Annotated in this window: 22 protein-coding genes; 7 read left to right on the top strand and 15 right to left on the bottom strand. The window is 65.1% G+C overall.

Translation table 11 applies throughout. From position 1 onward, the window contains the following. Positions 1 to 655 (bottom strand): NAD(P)H-hydrate epimerase (locus RBB16_RS06420; RefSeq protein ID WP_306045375.1); only part of this gene is annotated, 655 nt, incomplete at its 3' end. Positions 656 to 843: 188 nt separating this feature from the next. On the opposite strand from RBB16_RS06420, the gene RBB16_RS06425 reads away from it, so the two are divergent. The 4 genes from RBB16_RS06425 (at position 844) to RBB16_RS06440 (ending at position 3684) form a co-directional block, all read left to right on the top strand. Continuing rightward, entirely contained in the window at positions 844 to 1182 is a 339-nt protein-coding gene (locus RBB16_RS06425; protein WP_127560277.1) for a P-II family nitrogen regulator, read from the top strand. Between the two features lie 50 nt (positions 1183 to 1232). Then, on the top strand, positions 1233 to 2639 hold the full coding sequence (gene glnA / locus RBB16_RS06430; protein ID WP_071692064.1) for a type I glutamate--ammonia ligase: 1407 nt from the start codon (positions 1233 to 1235) through the stop codon (positions 2637 to 2639). Between the two features lie 146 nt (positions 2640 to 2785). Then, positions 2786 to 3235, top strand: a complete 450-nt coding sequence (locus RBB16_RS06435) for a YbjN domain-containing protein (protein WP_306045377.1) — start codon at positions 2786 to 2788, stop codon at positions 3233 to 3235. Positions 3236 to 3261: 26 nt separating this feature from the next. Continuing rightward, positions 3262 to 3684 (top strand): hypothetical protein, encoded by a 423-nt coding sequence (locus RBB16_RS06440; protein ID WP_306045378.1) that lies wholly within the window; start codon positions 3262 to 3264, stop codon positions 3682 to 3684. Between the two features lie 39 nt (positions 3685 to 3723). Here RBB16_RS06440 and RBB16_RS06445 read toward each other — a convergent pair whose 3' ends face one another. From RBB16_RS06445 to RBB16_RS06500, 12 genes are all read right to left on the bottom strand, one after another. Then, positions 3724 to 4293: a hypothetical protein gene (locus RBB16_RS06445; protein WP_306045380.1), complete on the bottom strand. Its 570-nt coding sequence runs from the start codon at positions 4291 to 4293 to the stop codon at positions 3724 to 3726. Between the two features lie 25 nt (positions 4294 to 4318). After that, positions 4319 to 4915, bottom strand: a complete 597-nt coding sequence (locus RBB16_RS06450; RefSeq protein ID WP_306045381.1) for a hypothetical protein — start codon at positions 4913 to 4915, stop codon at positions 4319 to 4321. A gap of 74 nt (positions 4916 to 4989) precedes the next feature. Further along, positions 4990 to 5730 carry a hypothetical protein gene (locus tag RBB16_RS06455; RefSeq protein ID WP_306045382.1) on the bottom strand — a complete coding sequence of 247 codons (741 nt, stop codon included), beginning with the start codon at positions 5728 to 5730 and terminating at the stop codon, positions 4990 to 4992. A gap of 95 nt (positions 5731 to 5825) precedes the next feature. After that, positions 5826 to 6023, bottom strand: coding sequence for a hypothetical protein (locus tag RBB16_RS06460; RefSeq protein ID WP_071692070.1), 198 nt, complete (start codon positions 6021 to 6023; stop codon positions 5826 to 5828). Positions 6024 to 6096: 73 nt separating this feature from the next. Then, positions 6097 to 6789, bottom strand: coding sequence for an SMC-Scp complex subunit ScpB (gene scpB / locus RBB16_RS06465; RefSeq protein WP_306045383.1), 693 nt, complete (start codon positions 6787 to 6789; stop codon positions 6097 to 6099). Beyond that, on the bottom strand, positions 6779 to 7582 hold the full coding sequence (locus tag RBB16_RS06470; RefSeq protein WP_306045384.1) for a ScpA family protein: 804 nt from the start codon (positions 7580 to 7582) through the stop codon (positions 6779 to 6781). The genes scpB and RBB16_RS06470 overlap by 11 nt, the downstream gene beginning before the upstream one ends. A gap of 131 nt (positions 7583 to 7713) precedes the next feature. Beyond that, positions 7714 to 8715, bottom strand: a complete 1002-nt coding sequence (locus tag RBB16_RS06475; protein ID WP_306045385.1) for a glycoside hydrolase family 3 N-terminal domain-containing protein — start codon at positions 8713 to 8715, stop codon at positions 7714 to 7716. Between the two features lie 6 nt (positions 8716 to 8721). After that, the gene (locus RBB16_RS06480; protein WP_306045386.1) at positions 8722 to 9690 is read right to left on the bottom strand and encodes an SPOR domain-containing protein; all 969 of its coding nucleotides are present in this window, start codon (positions 9688 to 9690) and stop codon (positions 8722 to 8724) included. 123 nt (positions 9691 to 9813) lie between these two features. Next, positions 9814 to 11544, bottom strand: coding sequence for an arginine--tRNA ligase (gene argS, locus RBB16_RS06485; RefSeq protein WP_306045387.1), 1731 nt, complete (start codon positions 11542 to 11544; stop codon positions 9814 to 9816). Between the two features lie 278 nt (positions 11545 to 11822). Then, the gene (locus tag RBB16_RS06490) at positions 11823 to 12218 is read right to left on the bottom strand and encodes a hypothetical protein (RefSeq protein WP_306045388.1); all 396 of its coding nucleotides are present in this window, start codon (positions 12216 to 12218) and stop codon (positions 11823 to 11825) included. A 58-nt stretch (positions 12219 to 12276) separates the two neighbouring features. Beyond that, entirely contained in the window at positions 12277 to 13419 is a 1143-nt protein-coding gene (locus RBB16_RS06495; RefSeq protein ID WP_306045389.1) for a deoxyguanosinetriphosphate triphosphohydrolase, read from the bottom strand. Positions 13420 to 13512: 93 nt separating this feature from the next. Continuing rightward, positions 13513 to 14952, bottom strand: coding sequence for a hypothetical protein (locus RBB16_RS06500; RefSeq protein WP_306045390.1), 1440 nt, complete (start codon positions 14950 to 14952; stop codon positions 13513 to 13515). 176 nt (positions 14953 to 15128) lie between these two features. Here RBB16_RS06500 and RBB16_RS06505 point away from each other — a divergent pair, with 176 nt between their 5' ends. Together RBB16_RS06505 and RBB16_RS06510 are read left to right on the top strand one after the other, a co-directional pair. Continuing rightward, the gene (locus tag RBB16_RS06505) at positions 15129 to 15458 is read left to right on the top strand and encodes an iron-sulfur cluster assembly accessory protein (RefSeq protein ID WP_193600204.1); all 330 of its coding nucleotides are present in this window, start codon (positions 15129 to 15131) and stop codon (positions 15456 to 15458) included. A 96-nt stretch (positions 15459 to 15554) separates the two neighbouring features. Next, on the top strand, positions 15555 to 15959 hold the full coding sequence (locus tag RBB16_RS06510) for an STAS/SEC14 domain-containing protein (protein WP_306045391.1): 405 nt from the start codon (positions 15555 to 15557) through the stop codon (positions 15957 to 15959). A gap of 5 nt (positions 15960 to 15964) precedes the next feature. Here RBB16_RS06510 and RBB16_RS06515 read toward each other — a convergent pair whose 3' ends face one another. Together RBB16_RS06515 and RBB16_RS06520 are read right to left on the bottom strand one after the other, a co-directional pair. Continuing rightward, the gene (locus RBB16_RS06515) at positions 15965 to 17221 is read right to left on the bottom strand and encodes a hypothetical protein (protein WP_306045392.1); all 1257 of its coding nucleotides are present in this window, start codon (positions 17219 to 17221) and stop codon (positions 15965 to 15967) included. A 27-nt stretch (positions 17222 to 17248) separates the two neighbouring features. After that, the gene (locus RBB16_RS06520) at positions 17249 to 17377 is read right to left on the bottom strand and encodes a hypothetical protein (protein ID WP_306045393.1); all 129 of its coding nucleotides are present in this window, start codon (positions 17375 to 17377) and stop codon (positions 17249 to 17251) included. A gap of 144 nt (positions 17378 to 17521) precedes the next feature. On the opposite strand from RBB16_RS06520, the gene xth reads away from it, so the two are divergent. After that, positions 17522 to 18304: an exodeoxyribonuclease III gene (xth, locus tag RBB16_RS06525; protein WP_306045394.1), complete on the top strand. Its 783-nt coding sequence runs from the start codon at positions 17522 to 17524 to the stop codon at positions 18302 to 18304. Positions 18305 to 18311 lie beyond the last annotated feature (7 nt).

Consider the following 18311-nt stretch of genomic DNA (forward strand, 5'->3'; position numbering starts at 1 on the left):
GCAGCCCGATATCGGCGACCACAACCGCCCCGCAGGCCGCCGGGCCGCTGGCCAGGTAGTGCCCCGGCCGGGCACGGTGGAAGGTCACCGTGAGGTCGGCATTGGGCAGTCCGGCCTCGCTGTCGACCAGCACGCGGCCGCTATCCATGCACAGCCCCGTGGGACTATCGACGGCAAGCTTGCGGCAGCTTCGCCCGCGATGCCCCATGCCGATCACCATGGGCGAAACGATCTCATGCGGCACCGGCCGGGTCAGGCCCGCGCCGAACACCGCATCGACAACCAGATCGGCCCGTGCCCCGGCAATCGCCTCGCCATCCCAGGGCCGCACCTCGCCAAGCGCCTGCCAACGGCTGCAATTCAGCGCGGCATCCGGCGGCAAGCGGTCGGGATCACCGAAAAGATGCAGCGTGACCGTCCAGCCCGCCTGATGCAGCAGCCGGGCAATGACGAACCCGTCGCCGCCATTGTTGCCGGGACCACAGAGCACCAGCGCCCGGAACGACCCCGCCCGAAGCTCGGGCCAATGGGCAAGCAGCGCCGCGACAACCCCTGCCCCGGCGCGTTCCATCAGCTCCTGTCCGGTGACCGGGCCGGTCTCCATCGCGGCGGTTTCCAGGCTCCGCATCTGTGCGGCGGTCAGCAGCTCGGTCATGCCGGTATGGCCCCTTGGCGATCATGAGTTTTCACAGTGCACATTTTTTGTGCGCATTGCGTTGATATTGGGCGGTCGCTGCGGATTCCCGGACAGCAAGCCCCCCTGTGTCACGCTACCCGATTGCGACCCCATCGGGAAAGTGGTGTCACGGGCCTGCAATACTCGGGCCAGAGGAGTCGGCAGACATGAAAAAGATCGAAGCCATCATCAAGCCGTTCAAACTGGACGAGGTGAAAGAGGCCCTTCAGGAGATTGGCATCCAGGGCCTCAGCGTCACCGAGGTCAAGGGTTTCGGACGTCAGAAGGGCCATACCGAGCTGTATCGCGGCGCGGAATATGTGGTCGACTTCCTGCCCAAGGTGAAAATCGACGTTGTCCTGTCCGATGACATGGTTGACGGCGCGATCGAAGCGATCGTGGACGCAGCCAAGACCGACAAGATCGGCGACGGCAAGATTTTCGTCTCGTCCGTCGAACAGGCGATCCGCATCCGCACGGGCGAAAGCGGCGAAGACGCTCTCTGAGCGGCGCTTTCCCCTTACCAACAGTCAACTACTCTCAAGGACACTTGGACATGAGCAACGAAAACGTTCTGAACCTGATCCGGGAAGAAGACATCGAATATGTCGATATCCGCTTCACCGACCCGCGCGGCAAGCTGCAACACGTCACCGTGATGGCCGATCAGGTCGATGAGGACTTCCTCGAAGAAGGGTTCATGTTCGACGGCTCCTCCATCGCTGGCTGGAAGTCCATCGAACAGTCGGACATGAAGCTGATGCCCGACACCGACAGCGCCTATATCGACCCGTTCTACGCGGAAAAGACGCTGTGCATTCACTGCACCGTGGTCGAGCCCGACACCGGCGAGCCCTATTCCCGCGACCCGCGCGGCACCGCGCAGAAGGCCGAAGCCTACCTGATCTCCTCGGGCATCGGCGACACCTCCTATTTCGGTCCCGAAGCGGAATTCTTCCTGTTCGACGACGTGCGCTTCTCGGTCGAGATGAACAAGGTCTCGTTCGAGGTTGACGCACAGGACGCGGCCTGGAACTCGGACAGCGAATACGAGATGGGCAACATGGGCCACCGCCCCGGCATCAAGGGCGGCTACTTCCCCGTGAACCCGACCGACGCGGCGCAGGACCTGCGCTCGGAAATGCTGTCCACCATGAAGCGGATCGGCATGAAGGTCGACAAGCACCACCACGAGGTGGCGTCCTGTCAGCACGAGCTTGGCCTGATCTTCGGCTCGCTCACCAAGCAGGCCGACGAGCTGCAGAAATACAAATACGTGATCCACAACGTGGCCCACGCCTATGGCAAATCCGCCACCTTCATGCCCAAGCCGATTTCCGGCGACAACGGCACCGGCATGCATGTGAACATGTCGATCTGGAAGGACGGCAAGCCGCTGTTCGCGGGCGACAAGTATGCCGACCTGTCCGACGAAGCCCTGTACTTCATCGGCGGCATCCTGAAGCATGCCAAGACGCTCAATGCCTTCACCAACCCGTCGACCAACTCCTACAAGCGCCTGATCCCCGGCTTCGAGGCCCCGGTTCTGCGTGCGTATTCGGCCCGCAACCGGTCCGGCTGCGTGCGTATCCCGTGGGCGGAATCGCCGAAGGCCAAGCGCGTCGAGGCCCGTTTCCCCGATCCGGCCGCCAACCCCTACCTGTGCTTCGCGGCGCTGCTGATGGCTGGCCTCGACGGGATCGAGAACAAGATCCATCCGGGCGAAGCGTCCGACAAGGACCTCTACGACCTGCCGCCCGAGGAACTGGCCGGCATCCCGACCGTCTGCGCAAGCTTGCGCGAAGCCCTGGAAAACCTGGAAGCCGATCACGACTTCCTGCTGAAAGGCGACGTGTTCACCAAGGACCAGATCGAGGGCTACCTGGAGCTGAAGTGGGACGAGGTCTACGCCTTCGAACACTGCCCGCACCCGATCGAGTACAAGATGTACTACAGCTGCTGATCGCGGCAGACAGAACAACGAAAAGGGCGCCCGCGTGGCGCCCTTTTGCTTTTCCGGTCCGGGTTCGGGAATTGCGTTTTGACAGGCCAGCGGTCCGGGCCTACCCTTGGCGTATTGAGTTTCACGTCATAGCCAGAGGATTGCCCATGAGACGCATGTTTGCCGCCACCGCCATAGCCATTTCACTCGCCGCCCCGGCCCATGCCCAGATGTTGGGCAACACCCCCCAGGATATCATGAGCGTCGCGCAAGGTTTCGGCCCGGCGCAGATGGAAGCCTCGAACAACGGTCAGCCGATGATGACCGGCACGATCGAGGGCAACAATTATGGCATCCTGATGTATGGCTGCGAGGACGGGGCCTGCGATTCCCTTCAGTTCTTTGCGACCTTCACCACCGAACGCAACGGGTTGACCCTGCTGAACCAGTGGAACGAGGATCAGCGGTTCGGCGCGGCCTATGTGGCCCGCAGCGGCAGCGTGATCCTGCATTGGAGCGTCAACATAGACTTCGGCGTCACCCGGCAGAACTTTGCGGACAGTTTCGACATCTGGCGGCTGACTCTGGCGGAGTTCAACAGCCACCTGACGCAGTGACACCCGAACACAAAGGGAGATCAGAGATGATGCGTATCTGGATTGCAGGGCTGGCCCTGCTGGCGACACCGCTGTCGGCACAGACCGCGCCGGGGGATCTTCTGGGTCAGGCGATGCTGCTTGGCCCGGCCCGGATGGAGGATGCGGGCGGCAGCCTGACCATCTTCGGCGAGGCTGGCACCGCAAGCTATGTCGCCATGGCCTCCGGCCCCGATTGCAGCAGCAGCGGCAGCAATTGCAGCACGCTCAGCTTTCAGGCCGTGGCCCCGCCGCCTTCGGGTGGCGACGCCGCAGCAGACTGGCAGGCCGCCGGTCTGGGGGGCAGCGTCAGCGTCGGCGGTGATGGCTGGCTTGTGCTGAGCCACAGTGCCCCTGCCGCCGATCCCGCCGCCGCGTTTCAGGCCTGGGGCGGGATGATGCAGGAATTCAGCGCCCGGTTCGGAAACTGAAGGATCGCGGCCCGGTCAGGGCCGCTTTCCCCTCTGGCCCTATGGGCAGGACTGGAACACGCCATCCACCGGCACCGTGGTCCAGCAGATGATGCCGCCCCAATGGAACCCGCCCGCGCCTTCCATGTCGCGCACCTCGAACCAGGGGTAGCCGTTCATCATCACGCCGGTATTGGCAACGATCATCAGGTCGTCGCCCTCCGCGAAGCTGCCGATGCGGTCATATTCCATGCCCGGCCCCACGCGCACATTGCCGCCCCAGGACCGCGCCTGCACCGGGAAGGCCCCGCCGCCCGCGCTGACCGTCTGGCAGACCAGCATCATGTCCTCGACCTGAAGCTCGGCCATATTGCCCTGCCCGCGCAGTTCCATATTGGGGCCCACATAGCGAAAGCCCGATCCGGTCGGCGCGGCTGTCAGCAGCGTGGCCGGGCTGGTGGCGCCACCGCCAGAATCCATGCCCATGGTAAAGCGGGCCTCTGCCCGGTCCGCCATGGCCGGATCAATGGTGACGATATAGCTGCCATCGCCAAGCGGACCGCAGTCGAACCGGGTTTGTGCAGCCGCTGGCAGGGCCAGCATCACCAACGCCGCAACGAGAGGGATCAAGCGCTTTCAGAATGTCCTTTTCAAGTCATTGATCGCAGGAGGGCAGCGCGCCATCCAGCGGTTCGAAACCGGGGCAAATATCTCCGCCCCACACATACCCTGCCGGCCCGGTCGGGTCGTAGAGTTCAAACCAGGGATATCCGTCGGTCTCGTCCTCCGAGCGGGACCGGAGGTAGAGCCGGGTTCCCGTTGCTATCTCAGCCAATACGGGCTGATCCGCTTCGGGGCCTGAATGCACGGCTCCGCCGACAGAGAGCGCTAAAGCCGGGTAGTCGCCGCGCGGGTGTTCCTGTGGCAGTTCAAGCATCGTACAGGGGAGGACCGTATCCCCAACCTGCAACGAAGTATCCTCGGCCGCGAGGTCCAGCGACAGATCACCCGCGTGATAGCGGATCTCGCCCGAGGCAGTCTCACCGATCCAGAGCATGTCATGCTCCCGCCGCGCGCCGTCATGGGCGGGGGGATAGAGAAACCGTGCCTCGGTCTGATTGGGCGACATCGGCCCCACACGGATATAAGGGGGCGACTGGTCGTCAATCATGCAGAAGAAATAGACGCGCGGGAAGGCCGCGGCGGGGCTGGCGAGCGCCATGGCAGCCGCCAGCAGGGCAAATCGAAACATGGTGAATTCCTTTTCCGTCATAAAACACGGAAAAGTTGCGCCGGAACCGGGCCCCGGCGCAAGGAGTTTCTGCCCTATTCAGTGGCTTCGCCATCTTCGTCCGCACCCACTTCGGGCTGCGGCTCCGGCTCGGCGGAAATGCCATCCTCGGGCGCACAGGGCCCGGCGCGCAGGTCATTGATCGTGGCCAGCGCCGCATCGGCGGCCTCCGGGTCCAGGGTGATCTGCATCGGCGCGACCAGCGGGTAGATCAGCTCACCCCGGTCGCCGCGCATCTGCAGCACATGGGTACGCGCCATGACGGGACCGAAATTGCCAAGCACCGCATCGGCCGAGAACATGCGCTGCGCGCGGGTGCGCAGGGTGCGGGCACCGTTGATCGCGTCGGGGTTTTCCTGATCGCCCTGTTCAGCGGCGGCGGTGCGCATATCCGAGAAGATGCCACCGGCGGTCTGGATCGCCTCCCACGCGGATTGCGAGGGCATCAGCATCACACGGGTATGGCCATTCACCGTGTCTTCGGCGGGCAGGATGCCGGTCAGCGGATCAAGGTCGCGCAGATCCATGCGCAGCACCTGAACGCCGACCGGGCCGCCCAGAGTATAACCCTGGTTGGTCATCAGCGTCTGCACGATCCGGCAGCCCTGAAGCTCCAGTTCGATGGCGGTATACTCCCCGGTCTCCTCGTTCACGATGACGCCGGGGGACGCGGCGCGGATCGCCAGTTCCTCGGGCGTGGGTTCCTGCTGAGCGAAGGCAGGTGCAGAGGTCAGAGACAGAAGGGCAATGGACAGGTAAAAATGGGGCCGGAGCATAAGGGATCTCTCCTGTTAGAAAGGCGCGGCGGCACAATGGCACGCAGCGCCCGAGGGCGCCAGCACCAATGCACCGAATAAACGATAGAAATAGGTCAGAGACGGGTCATCCGGCTGGCCAGCCGGGTTGCCTGACGCGCGCGCTGCGTGTTGCGCTGGATGGCCTGGCGCTGATCGGGGGTCATCTGATCGTCATCGCGGTTGCCGAAGGCGGCATTCACCCCGGCATCGACGCCGCGATTGATCACGCGCCGGAGCAGGCGGTTGAGGATCATGTTGATGATACGGTCCATGGGTCTGCCTCGAATCTGGTTGTTTTGTCCAGCCTGGCACGATTCCATGGCAGAATTGGGGCAATCCGGACGTTCAGGGGCCGAACATGTCCTCCTGCCCCGGACCTGGGTCCAGTGCATCGTCTTCACCGCTGTCATCGGGGCCGGGAAACATGCCGGGTGGCGGGCGGTTGTCCAGAAGGCCCGCTTCGCGCAGCTCTTTCAGGCCCGGCAGGTCGCGGGTGGTTTCCAGCCCGAAATGATCGAGGAACTGGGGTGTCACTACATAGGTCACGGGCCGGCCCGGCGTCATCTTGCGACGGCCGAAGCGGATCCACTCCATCTCGATCAGCTGGTCGATGGTGCCCCGGCTGACGGACACGCCCCGGATTTCCTCGATCTCGGCGCGGGTGCAGGGCTGATGGTAGGCGATGATGGCCAGCGTTTCGATGGCCGCCCGGCTGAGCTTGCGGGTTTCCACCGTCTCGCGGCTCATCAGGAACGAGAGGTCGGGCGCGGTGCGAATGGCCCAGGCATCGCCCACGCGGGCCACGTTGACCCCCCTGCCCTGATAGCGGCGGCGCAGCAGCACCATGGCCTCTGCCGCGTCGCAGCCATGGGGCATGCGGTCCTGCATGGCGCGGGTGGTCAGCGGCTCGCTCGACGCAAAGAGCATCGCCTCGACCATGCGTTCCTGTTCCGCGAGCGGCGGGGCCTGAAAGAGGCTGTCTTCCTGCTCCTCTTCAATCGGGGTGTCCCGCTCGATATCCGGGTCCTCAGCGGTCATCGGGGCCTCTTGCTTTCAGGTGGATCGGCGCGAATGTCTCGGTCTGGCGAAGGGTCGCCTTGCCCGCCTTCACCAGCTCCAGCGAAGCGGCGAAGGTCGAGGCGGTGGCAGAGCGGCGTTTCATCGGGTCGCGCCGCCAGCCATCGGGAATGAAGGTCGAGATATCGACCCAGTCCCCGGAAAAGCCGATCATGCCCCGCATCCGGTCCAGGGCCGCCTCCATGGTGAAGATGGATTCGCGGTCCAGCACGAAGGGGCGGAAATCATCGCGGGTGCGGGTGCGGGCATAGGCCTGCATCAGGTCCAGCAGCGAGGCGGTGAAACGCGTCCTGCGCGCGGTTTCCACCCGCTCGGGCAGGCCGCGCACGAAGCGGTCCTTGCCAAGCTGATCGCGCGCCATGATCCGCGCGGCCCGGTCGCGCATGGCTTGCAGGCGTTCGAGCTGGAAGGCCAGATGGGCGGCCAGTTCCTCGCCGGTCGGGCCCTCCTCGGCAGGGTCGGGGGGCAGCAGCAAGCGGGATTTCAGGAAGGCCAGCCAGGCCGCCATCACAAGGTAATCGGCGGCCAGTTCGATACGAAGCGAGCGGGCCTTTTCGACGAAGGCCAGGTATTGCTCGGCCAGTTTCAGAACCGAGATCTTGCGCAGGTCCACCTTTTGCGTGCGGCTCAGCGTCAAGAGCACGTCGAGCGGGCCTTCAAAGCCGTCGACATCGACGATCAAGGCCTCCGCCGCGCGCCGTTCGGCGACGGTTTCCCAAAGATCCTCTGGCTGGCGATCTGTGCTGTCTGACATCCGGGGCGCGGTCCATGGTGAAGGGGGATAAAGTCCGGGGATGGCAGGGGAATGTCAAGATCGGGCATGGGGCGCGGGGACGCGATTTCGAAATCGCGTTTTCCGCCGGAACGGGTGTGTCAGGCCAGCCCCTATGCCAGAAGCGCTGACAGCTCTGCCAGTGCCTCCGCCTCGGACAGATCACTGGCGTGGCGACGGCTGCCAAGGGCGCGACCAAGCCGCTTCGAAGCGGCTTCCCCCAACCGCCCCGTCGCCGCGACGACCTGATCCATCTCCTCGCGCTTGCCGTTGCAATGCAGCGCCACGTCACAGCCTGCGGCTATCGCCCCGGCCGCCCGGTCGCCGATCCCGCCCGGCAGCGCGTTCATCGACAGGTCGTCGGTCATCAGCAGCCCGTCAAACCCGATCTCCTCGCGGATCAGCCGGATCATCACAGGGCTGAGCGTTGCGGGGGCATCGGGGTCGATCCGGTCAAAGACCAGATGCGCGCTCATGCCCCAATGCAGATCGTTCAGCGCCCGGAAGGCGGCAAAATCCGTCCTGTCCAGCGCCTCTCGCGCGGCGGTCACATGCGGCAACTCATGATGGCTGTCGAGCGTTCCCAGCCCATGGCCCGGCATATGCTTCATCACCGGAAACACCCCGGCATCCGACAGTCCCTCGGCCACGGCGCGCGAAATTTTCACAACGGTTTCAGCATCTTCCCCGTAGCAGCGATTGCGCAGAAACGGGTGCGTCTGGTCCCGCGCGATATCCGCACAGGGCGCGCAATTGCCGTCGATGCCAAGCGCCAGATGTTCCCGCCCGATAAGATAGCTGCGCAGATACATCGACCGCGCCGCGCGCTCCGGTCCCGCCTTGGCCACCTGATCCAAGGGCGGCAGCCATTCGCGCCAATGCGGCGCGCGCAGGCGCTGCACCCGGCCCCCTTCCTGATCGACGAAAATCGGCGCATTCCAGCCCACGGCGTCACGCAGATCGCCGGTCAGCCGCCGCACCTGATCCGGCGTGTCCACGTTGCGGGCAAAGAGGATGAACCCCACCGGGGCCACATCCGCGAAGAACGCCGCCTCCGCACGCGACAGGCGCGGGCCGAGACAGCCGAGGATCGTGGCGCTTTTCGCGGCGTGCACGGGGGCTTAACGCACGGTCACGGGGATACAGGGCGCGCCCTGCGCATTCAGAGCCGTGCAGAAACGGCGGGCATCCGACAGGTCATCGAACCCATGCGCGCGCAGGCGGAAGAAGGCCCGCCCGCCCGACACCGCCCGCTGCACCACCCGATCCTTGTCGCGGAAGAAATCCGGGTAAAGCCGGGCCAGCCGTGCCCATTCCTCGCGCGCGGTCTCCGCATCGTCAAAAGCCCCGAGCTGCACCAGCCGGGTGCCCGTCGCCAGCCCTTCCGGGTCAAGCTCGGTCACATCAGCGGACGCGGATGGCGTGGCCACGGGTGCGGCCGGGTCCAGCGACGCCACAAGCACCACTTCTTCCGGGCGGCTCAGCGGCCTCAGCGAACGGCTGACACCGGGGATGGAGGCGGAGATCACCTCGATCACCGGGCGCGGCGACCCCGCAAGCGCCTCTGCAACGGCGGCCTCCACCGGGTTTTCGGCTGCGGCAACCTCGGGCTCGGCCACGGGGTCAAGCGGTTCCAGCGGCGTGGCCTCTTCCAGAAGCCGGTCGATCAGCGCCAGCGTTTCCTCGCCCGCGCTGTCTGCAGGCGCGGTGCTGTCCGCCGGAAGGCTGGCAGAGCTCAGGTCGATCTCTTCGATATCCAGCGGCGCCGGGGCCAGCACGATCCGATCGGCGGCCGGCGCGGCCTCCGCCCCTTCCGTAATGCGGTTCACCGCCAGCCCCTGATGGTCTGCCACGGTGCCGCCGGGGTTTTCCGGGGCCACCCGCATCGGCCCTTCCAGCGCCCGGATCACCGGCACGCCGGAGACATCGCGCACCGTCAGCTGCCAGGCCCAGATCGCCAGCCCGACGATCAGCGCCACCGACATCAACGCGCCGATCCAGTTGACGATAATGGACATGCCCGACGCGGCGGTTGCGCCCTCGGTGTCATACCGGGACGCGGGTTCATCATAATACTCAATATCTGCCATGCCTGCCCTCGCTTCCCGGCATGGGCAGTCCGCAAAAGGCGCGGCATACCGGGTATTTCATAGCCTGCTCGATCCCCGGCCTTCGCTTTTTCGATGAACGCCCCGTTATGTTCGGGGCTGCCCTCAGCGCATTTCTTCGACCGGTGTCACGCCCAAGATACCAAGACCGTTGGAAATAACAACCTGAACGGCACCGATGAGGGCAAGTTTTGCTTTCGATGCAACAGGGTCTTCCTCCTGCAGGAAGCGCAGGGCCGGTTCGGCGTTCCCCTTGTTCCACAGCCCGTGGAACTCGCTGGCCAGGTCATAGAGGTAGAAGGCCACCCGATGCGGTTCGTGGCTGGTGGCCGCAATCTCCACCAGGCGCGGCCATTCCGCCAGCTTCGCCGCCAGTGCAAACTCTGCCGGATGGGCGATGGAAGACAGGTCGGACGCATCGGCGGCAATCCCGGCCTCTGCCGCCTTGCGCTGCACCGAACAGATCCGGGCGTGCGCGTATTGCACGTAGAAAACAGGGTTATCCTTGGATTGCTCGCGCACTTTATCCAGGTCGAAATCCAAGGGCGCGTCGTTCTTGCGGGTCAGCATGACGAAGCGCGTCACGTCCGCCCCCACCAGATCGACCACATCGCGCAACGTCACGAAGGTGCCCGCGCGCTTGGACATCTTGAAGGGCTGCCCGTTCTGGTAGAGCTTCACCAGCTGCGTCAGCTTGATATCCAGCGGCACCCGCCCCGACGACAGGGCCGACACAGCCGCCTTCATCCGCTTGACATAGCCGCCATGGTCGGCCCCGAACACGTCGATGAGTGCGTCGAAGCCCCGTTGCACCTTGTCATAGTGATAGGCGATGTCGGGGGCGAAATAGGTCCAGGCCCCATCCGATTTCATGATCGGCCGATCCACGTCATCGCCGTAGTCGGTCGATTTGAACAGGGTCTGTTCGCGCGGCTCCCAATCCTCGGGCGTCTTGCCCTTGGGCGGCTCCAGCACACCCTTGTAGATCAGGCCCTTGCCGCGCAAGTCTTCAATAGCCGCTTCGATCCGGCCAGTCCCGTAAAGCGACTTCTCGGAATAGAACAGGTCCATCTTCACGCCGAGCGCAGCCAGATCCTCGCGGATCAGCTCCATCATCGCAACGGTGGCATAGTCGCGCACCGGGACCAGCCAATCGGCCTCGGGCTTACCCACATAAGCGTCGCCCACCCTGGCCTTCAGCGCCTCGCCCACCTCGATCAGGTAGTCACCCGGATAGGTGCCATCCTCGAACGCCACCTCCTGCCCGTGGGCTTCGAGGTAACGCAGGTAGACGGAGCGTGCCAGCACATCGACCTGCGCGCCACCATCGTTGATGTAGTATTCGCGCGTCACCTCGTGACCGGCGAAATCCAGCAGGCTCGCCAGCGCATCTCCAAACACCGCGCCGCGCGTATGGCCCACATGCAGGGGCCCGGTCGGGTTGGCGCTCACGTATTCCACGTTGACCTTCTGTCCCTGCCCCATGCCGGAGCGGCCATAATCCGCGCCCTGCGCCAGCACACCGGCAATGACGCCCCGCCAGGTCGCCTCCGACAGCCGCAGGTTCAGAAAGCCTGGCCCCGCCACCTCTGCCGTCTCGATCCGGTCATCCGCCGACAGCTTGCCCGCCAGAGCCTCGGCAATGTCTCGCGGCTTCATGCCCGCAGGTTTCGCCAGCACCATCGCCGCATTCGTCGCCATATCCCCATGCGCCGCATCGCGCGGCGGTTCCACGGCGACGTTCTTCATGTCGAGCCCGGCGGGTAGCGCCCCGTCCGAGGCCAGCGCCTCAAGGCTTTCGATCACAAGCGCACGGATATCGGCGAAAAGGGTCATGTCACGGGTCCTGTCTGATTGGGCGCGGGTTTATCACGGGCACCGCCAAGGTCAATCACCGAGCCACCCCGCCCTTTCATCTTGGCAAAAATACCTCGGGGGAGGAGCGAAGCGACGGGGGCAGCGCCCCCTGCTACCCGCGCCACAGACGGCACCGTCCACCCCTGCACCGCCCTGGCCACATTCCCGTGGCAACACGGCCTGACGAGGCCTCCCGCGAAGCGGGAGGTTGAGGAAGGCCGTTCCCCGGTCGACGCGCGATGCGCGGCGAAACCGCGTTACTTGCTGGCCCCGCCCGGTGCAGGCGGTTCCGGCTCGTATGACGTCACCGGCCCGCAATAGGCATAGACCCCGGCCCAGTGCTCCTGCACGAAGACCACGTCATTCTCCCAACCCGGCATGATCAGGTAACGCGCGGTCCAGGTCTCACCTTCGCCCGAACATTGAGCGTCATAAAGCCAGGCCCCTGCCATCCCGCGCACCGCTTCCGGGTTCGACACGGTACAGGCGCTTTCATAGAACAGGATCTGAAGCCCGTTCAGCTCCATCCCGCCATCGGAATAGGGGTTGCCGCTGCAACTATTCAGCTCGTAGCGGCCCTGCGGCAGGTTCTGGGCCATGACAGCACTTGCAGCCAGCGACAGGACACAGACCGATGCAATCATCCGGATCATCGAAAACTCCTTTCGGGACAACTCTTGCCAAGAAGCAGAGCACGCCCCGCGCCGCCTGTCACGTGTTTCCGACAAGATCTCCATGCTGCTGCAGCGCAAATCGGTCGGTCATTCCGGCGATATAATCCGCGACCAGCCGCGCGCGGGCGGTCTCGTCGCGGGCCGCTTCCACGTCCTGCTTCCACTCCTCTGGCAGGAGTTCGGGCCGCGCCATGTAAAGCGGGAAAAGCTCCTCCACCACCCGCGTCACACGGCTACGCATCTCAACCACCGAGGGCGCGCGATACATGCGCGAGAACAGGAACGCCCGGATCTCCTTCAGATCGGCAAAGAGCGCCTCCGAGAACCGCACCATGGGCCGCCCTGCGCCGCGAAGCTCTTCGACGCTTTGCGGGGCCGTTTCTGCCAGCCGCGCCCGCGATGTGTCGATCACATCAGACACCATCACCCCGAAGACCCGCCGCAGCGCCTCGGCCCGGCGGCGTTTCCTGTCCAGCCCCGGCCAATCCCGGTCCACCTCTGCATAGGCCGCGCCCACAATGGGCAGCTCCGCCGCCTCGGCATCGGTAAAGAGGCCCGCGCGCAGCCCGTCGGCAAGGTCGTGGTTGTTATAGGCCACGTCGTCCGACACGGCGGCGACCTGCGCCTCGCCGCTGGCATGGGTGTGCAGTTCCAGATCGTGACGGGCGTTGTAGTCAGCCAGCGCGAAGGGCAGCGGCGCGGGCACCGGGCCATTGTGCTTGGCGATCCCTTCCAGCGTTTCCCATGTCAGGTTCAGCCCGTCAAAGCCTGCATAATTCCGCTCCAGCGAAGTCACGATCTTCAGCGCCTGCGCGTTGTGATCAAACCCGCCATAGGGGGCCATCAGGGCGTTCAACGCATCCTCGCCGGTATGGCCAAAGGGCGTGTGACCCAAATCATGGGCCAGCGCCACCGCCTCGGTCAGGTCCTCGTTCAGCCCAAGGGCGCGGGCGATGGTGCGCGCCACCTGCGCCACCTCGATCGAATGGGTCAGGCGGGTGCGGAAATAGTCGCCCTCATGTTCCACAAAGACCTGTGTCTTGTGCTTGAGCCTGCGAAACGCGCCCGCATGGATGATCCGGTCACGATCCCGCTGAAAGGGCGAGCGAAAGGCGCTCTCCTCCTCTGTGAACAGCCTGCCACGGCTTTCATCCGGGTTGCAGGCATAGGGTGCTGCCATCGCCCCTGCCTCCTTTATTCCTGTTGTCCCCGCGGCTTTGCCCGCCGCATTTATCCACAGGCTATAGCAGTGGCCGCCATCGCTGACGAGGGGTCACTCGGTCGAGAACCAGCCGATCACGGTCGAGACCAGCGGGCCGATCACCGGCAGCTGCGCGACCGTGCTTTCCAGAAAGCCCTGTGCGGCTTCCGCCACGAAAGCCCGCCCCTGCAACATGCGCTCCAGCTCGCGCGAGCAGTCGGCGCTGCCGGTGACGGACTGATCGTCATTGGCAATGGCCGCATTGAGCAGTTCGAGACAATCGGCCGCCTGATGGATGCCCGCTGCGCTTTGCCCTGCCAGCCCGGAAGCAGCCCCGAAAGCGCCCGCGAAGATCGCCGTCGGCGGGCGTTGTCCGGCCAATGCAACGGCGCTGCAGACCTCCGACATGATAGCGCGCAGTTCCCGGACTTCCGGCACCGCATCCTCGCTGACACCAAGCGTCAGCAGGCTGGCATGCAGCACGGACACGAAGCGCAGCGCCGGCGAGTTGGGCCGCGTCGGGTCGATCAGATCGTTGCGCAGGCGGATCAGGCGACGGGCCTGCGCCAGAAGCGTGGCGATCACCTCCTCCTGCTCCTCCTCTCCGGCCACGGCAGCGGCTCCGGCGGCCAGTCGGGTGTCGTGCAGCAGGTGATAGGTCAGCCGGTCCTGCGCGCGGGCCAGCAGGTCCGCACGGGCGGGGCTGTCATCCGGCAGCGCCTCGGCCTCATCGAGGATCGCGGAAACCGGCTGACGCAGCAGATCGGTACGGGTCTCCAACAGCTCGATCAGCTCCTCCAGCGCATCGGCGGCGGCGGGATCGGTCAGGCGGATCAGGGCCGCGGTGCTGGCCGCAAGACGGCGATGGTCCTCGGGCGCGGCATGTGCAACGGCCCGCGCCAGCGCCGCGGCCTCCGGACGCGGGTCGAGGGGGCCGTCTTCGCGTGGGAAGATTTCCAGCCGTCCGATCAGGGCATAGTCCGGCCGGTCCAGCGCGGGCAGAACCGCGCGCGCGGCCTCCCACTGATGCAGGCCATTCAGATGGGCGCTGACGGCGCGGGCCTGTGCCTCGGCCTCCAGCCAGTCGCCGATCTGGCCATGCAGCGTTTCGAACCGGTCAAGGGCGGGGCGCAGGATCGCCTCGGCCTCATCCGTGGTGTAGCGCCCGGCACTCACGGCGCGCACCCATCCCGACAGGGTGCGGTCAGCGCTGCGATAGAGCGGGCGCAGATGCGACCAGGACTGGAACAGACCTCCGGCAGAGGATGAGAGGTAATCGTACCCCTCCTCCGTCACGCCCTGCCGATCGAAGACCGCCCGCAGGGTGTCGTCGGATACGTCGAGATCATACAGCCGGTCATGGGCCTCGTAGAGCAGCGCAACACGGTCCCGGATCGCCTGAATCGGCAAGCTGTCGGTCTGAGCAGCGGCTGGCATGGTCAGGGACAGGACCGCGACCAGAGCGGACAGGACGAAATGGACGAGGGTGGATTTGATGCGGTGCGGGTGCATGTCGGACCTTTCCTCGCGTGACCAGACCAACGGATCATTCCCAGCCTGGCTGCCCATATGTCGCCCCGTCGGTCGCCTGGGTTCAGGTTGTGAACGTCACTCTCTTGTGAGTGGATGTTACACGCCCTATTTTTGTATCACACGACCAGATTCAATCCGACCCCGGGACCCTGCCCATGCTGACCCTGCCCCCGAAAGTCACCGACCGCGCCTTTGCCCGGATCGCCGAAATCAACGCGGCCTCGGGTGAGGAAAAGGCCCTGCGCGTCGCCGTCGAGGGCGGCGGCTGTTCCGGGTTCCAGTACGAGATCACCCTCGACGCGCCGTCCGAGGATGACCTGGTTCTGGAAGGCAGCGGTCAGAAGGTGGTGGTGGACAGCGTGTCCCTGCCCTTCCTGTCGGATGCGGTGATCGACTTCACCGAGGAACTCATTGGCGCGCGGTTCACCATCGAGAACCCGAACGCCACCTCCTCCTGCGGGTGCGGCACCTCTTTCTCGATGTAGGTGGCGGGCGGGCAACCCGGTCACGGCTTGACACCGATCAAGGCCCGACATGCCCAAAGCGCGCAGCATGGGGACAGCCGATAAAGGAGCTGTCCGATGACCCAACCCACATTCACCGCAACGCTCGACGCCCCGAACCTTCTGGTCATGGACGTCACGGGACAGATGGATTCCGTGGCAATGGAAATCGCGCTCACCATGCTGGTGCCGGTGGTCAAGGACATGCGCCATGGCGGGGCGCTGCTGCGCGCCAGCGGGGTGGAATGGCCGACCCTTGGCGCGATCGGGGTCGAACTGCGCCACTGGGGGCAACTGATGGCGATGATCCGCAAGGTCGACAAGATCGCGGTGCTGACCGATCAGGGATGGGTCAGGAACCTTGCCGCCGTGGAAAGCCTGCTGGTCCCGAACCTCGAAATCCGCTCCTTTGCGCCTGATGCAGAGGCCGACGCGCGGGCCTGGCTGACGGGAGGCGCACCGCAAGCCGGGGGCACGCCGTAACTTGCCTACTCCGCTTCGGGCAACAGGGTTTCCACAAGGCCGAGCGATGTGCCCGATCCGATCAGCGCATCGGCGCGTTCGGCCATGTCGGCGATGCTGACATAAAGGCTGATATCCCCTGCCCCGGAACCAGCGTGCAATAGCGCGGCAAGGGCCTCATCCACCAGGTCCGCAGCCTCCGCATCCGAATTGCGCGCGGCCTCCGGCAGGGGCGCGGGTGTGGGCATGGTCGAGGGCGGGATCACCGGGGACGCTGCGGAATATCCGCTGCTGGACGCTGTCATCTGGCGGGTCGGGCTGGCATCGGCGGTGACCATACGGTCGAGCGCGCCCCCTTCGGCCTCGGCCCCGGCGCGCAGGTGGTCGGCGCGGCTGTCCAGCCGGGCGGCGGCATGGCCAAGCAGCAGGTCGCGCAGCGGCCCCGGTTCGGTCAGGGCGGCCATGCGGATTAGCGGCGCAACCGGCTGCGCGGCAAAGCCCTCGCGGGTCGCCAGCGTGGTCAGGCTGCGTTCCAGTTGCACGTCACCGGGCAGGCCGAACAGCTCTTCCAGCAGACGCGCCTCGATCAGCAGAGCCCGGCGGCGGGCGGGGCTGGCCGCCCCATCGGCCACAAGGCCCTCGGCCCGCGAGGCAAGCCAGGCGAAGGCCATGTCGGCGGTCGTCGCATCGGGGCTGTCGGGCGTTGGCACGGCGGGGATGATCTGCAAGGCGGCAATCGCCGACGGATCGGGGCTAAGCGAGACGCCCCAGACCGCATCGGCCTCGGACAGCGCATGGTAATAGAGCGCATCGCAACAGCCGATCTCCTGCGCCAGATCGGTCCACAAGCCACGTTCGGCCATACGCGCGACATCGTCTTCCAGCCAGTCGGGGATATGTCCGGCAATCACCGCGACCTGTTCCATGGCGGGGGCCAGCGCGGCCTCCGCCTCTGCGCGGGTAATGCGGCCTTCGGTCAGCGCCTCGTCCCAGGTATTCAGGGTCTGAAGCTGGGTGGAAAAGAACGTATCATGCTGCGCCCAACGGTCCTGTAAAAGCTGGCTCCAATTGTCGAGATAGCGGCGGGAAAAGACGATGTCGCTTTCGATGAAGGCGCGGCTGAGCTGACCCCGCACGATGCCGAGCGCCGGGGTTGACGCAGCCGCTTCGCGCAGCGCGGTCAGCTCGGCGCGGTAGCCTGCGACAAGCGAATCCTCCTGCGCCCGCGCGGCGAAGGGCAGCGCGAGCAGGATGGCGATGATAAGGACGGTCTGTCTGATCATGGGTCTGGTCGCTCGATATTATTGTTATTATTGTTGTGCCGAGATCTCCACGCCGGTGACCAGCGGAGCAATTTCTGCCGCCGCGTCATCATCGGCCATGACCCGCATCGGCAGGAGCAGGAAGATCACGAACAGGACAGTCAGGAAATTACGCATGGGTCTGGTCCACTCTATGGGTCACATCGCTTGAATTAATAGTGTCACATTGACACTTTAATGGCAACCCCTCTTGGCTTTGCGGGCCAGACCGGCAAAAATGAGTGCAATATCTGTACATTGAACACGAACAGGACCCGCGCCATGAAGATCGCCACCTTCAACATCAACGGAATCAAGGCGCGCTATCCGGCGCTGTGCGACTGGCTGGACGAATCACAGCCCGACGTGGCGCTGCTGCAGGAGATCAAGTCGGTGGATGAAAACTTCCCCCGCGAGATGTTCGAGGAACGCGGCTATAACGTGGAGACCCACGGGCAGAAGAGCTTCAACGGCGTGGCGATCCTGTCGAAACTGCCGCTGGAGGACGTCACGCGCGGCCTGCCCGGCGATGAGGCGGACGAACAGGCTCGCTGGATCGAGGCGACGGTGGTGGGCGAGGCCCATGCGGTGCGGCTCTGCGGGCTGTACCTGCCCAATGGCAACCCCTGCCCCGGCCCCAAATACGACTACAAGCTCGCGTGGATGGCCCGGATGGAGGCGCGGGCGCGGGCGCTGCTGGCCGAGGAAATGCCGGTGGTGATGGCGGGCGATTACAACATCATCCCGCAGGACGAAGACGCCGCCCGGCCCGAGGCCTGGAAAGACGATGCGCTGGCCCGGCCCGAAAGCCGCGCCGCCTATCGCCGCATTCTGAACCTCGGCTTCACCGAAGCGTTTCGCGCGCGTGTGGCGGGACCGGATCACTATTCCTTCTGGGACTACCAGGCCGGCGCGTGGCAGCGCAGCGATGGCATCCGTATCGACCACCTGCTGCTTAGCGCACAGGCGGCGGATCTGCTGGAGGAGTGCCAGATCGACAAGGACATCCGCGCGCGGGAAAAGCCCTCGGATCACGTGCCGGTCTGGATCGAGCTGGCGGCCTGACCCGGCC

Source organism: Nioella sp. MMSF_3534 (assembly GCF_030732985.1).
GTDB lineage: Bacteria > Pseudomonadota > Alphaproteobacteria > Rhodobacterales > Rhodobacteraceae > Nioella.

Bases quoted from the DNA above. Each gene is read 5' to 3' on its own strand.
- RBB16_RS06425 (WP_127560277.1), top strand. From the start codon at position 844: ATGAAAAAGATCGAAGCCATCATCAAGCCGTTCAAACTGGACGAGGTG.
- glnA (WP_071692064.1), top strand. From the start codon at position 1,233: ATGAGCAACGAAAACGTTCTGAACCTGATCCGGGAAGAAGACATCGAA.
- RBB16_RS06435 (WP_306045377.1), top strand. From the start codon at position 2,786: ATGAGACGCATGTTTGCCGCCACCGCCATAGCCATTTCACTCGCCGCC.
- RBB16_RS06440 (WP_306045378.1), top strand. From the start codon at position 3,262: ATGATGCGTATCTGGATTGCAGGGCTGGCCCTGCTGGCGACACCGCTG.
- RBB16_RS06450 (WP_306045381.1), bottom strand. From the start codon at position 4,915: ATGTTTCGATTTGCCCTGCTGGCGGCTGCCATGGCGCTCGCCAGCCCC.
- RBB16_RS06455 (WP_306045382.1), bottom strand. From the start codon at position 5,730: ATGCTCCGGCCCCATTTTTACCTGTCCATTGCCCTTCTGTCTCTGACC.
- RBB16_RS06460 (WP_071692070.1), bottom strand. From the start codon at position 6,023: ATGGACCGTATCATCAACATGATCCTCAACCGCCTGCTCCGGCGCGTG.
- scpB (WP_306045383.1), bottom strand. From the start codon at position 6,789: ATGACCGCTGAGGACCCGGATATCGAGCGGGACACCCCGATTGAAGAG.
- RBB16_RS06470 (WP_306045384.1), bottom strand. From the start codon at position 7,582: ATGTCAGACAGCACAGATCGCCAGCCAGAGGATCTTTGGGAAACCGTC.
- RBB16_RS06480 (WP_306045386.1), bottom strand. From the start codon at position 9,690: ATGGCAGATATTGAGTATTATGATGAACCCGCGTCCCGGTATGACACC.
- argS (WP_306045387.1), bottom strand. From the start codon at position 11,544: ATGACCCTTTTCGCCGATATCCGTGCGCTTGTGATCGAAAGCCTTGAG.
- RBB16_RS06490 (WP_306045388.1), bottom strand. From the start codon at position 12,218: ATGATCCGGATGATTGCATCGGTCTGTGTCCTGTCGCTGGCTGCAAGT.
- RBB16_RS06495 (WP_306045389.1), bottom strand. From the start codon at position 13,419: ATGGCAGCACCCTATGCCTGCAACCCGGATGAAAGCCGTGGCAGGCTG.
- RBB16_RS06500 (WP_306045390.1), bottom strand. From the start codon at position 14,952: ATGCACCCGCACCGCATCAAATCCACCCTCGTCCATTTCGTCCTGTCC.
- RBB16_RS06505 (WP_193600204.1), top strand. From the start codon at position 15,129: ATGCTGACCCTGCCCCCGAAAGTCACCGACCGCGCCTTTGCCCGGATC.
- RBB16_RS06510 (WP_306045391.1), top strand. From the start codon at position 15,555: ATGACCCAACCCACATTCACCGCAACGCTCGACGCCCCGAACCTTCTG.
- RBB16_RS06515 (WP_306045392.1), bottom strand. From the start codon at position 17,221: ATGATCAGACAGACCGTCCTTATCATCGCCATCCTGCTCGCGCTGCCC.
- RBB16_RS06520 (WP_306045393.1), bottom strand. From the start codon at position 17,377: ATGCGTAATTTCCTGACTGTCCTGTTCGTGATCTTCCTGCTCCTGCCG.
- xth (WP_306045394.1), top strand. From the start codon at position 17,522: ATGAAGATCGCCACCTTCAACATCAACGGAATCAAGGCGCGCTATCCG.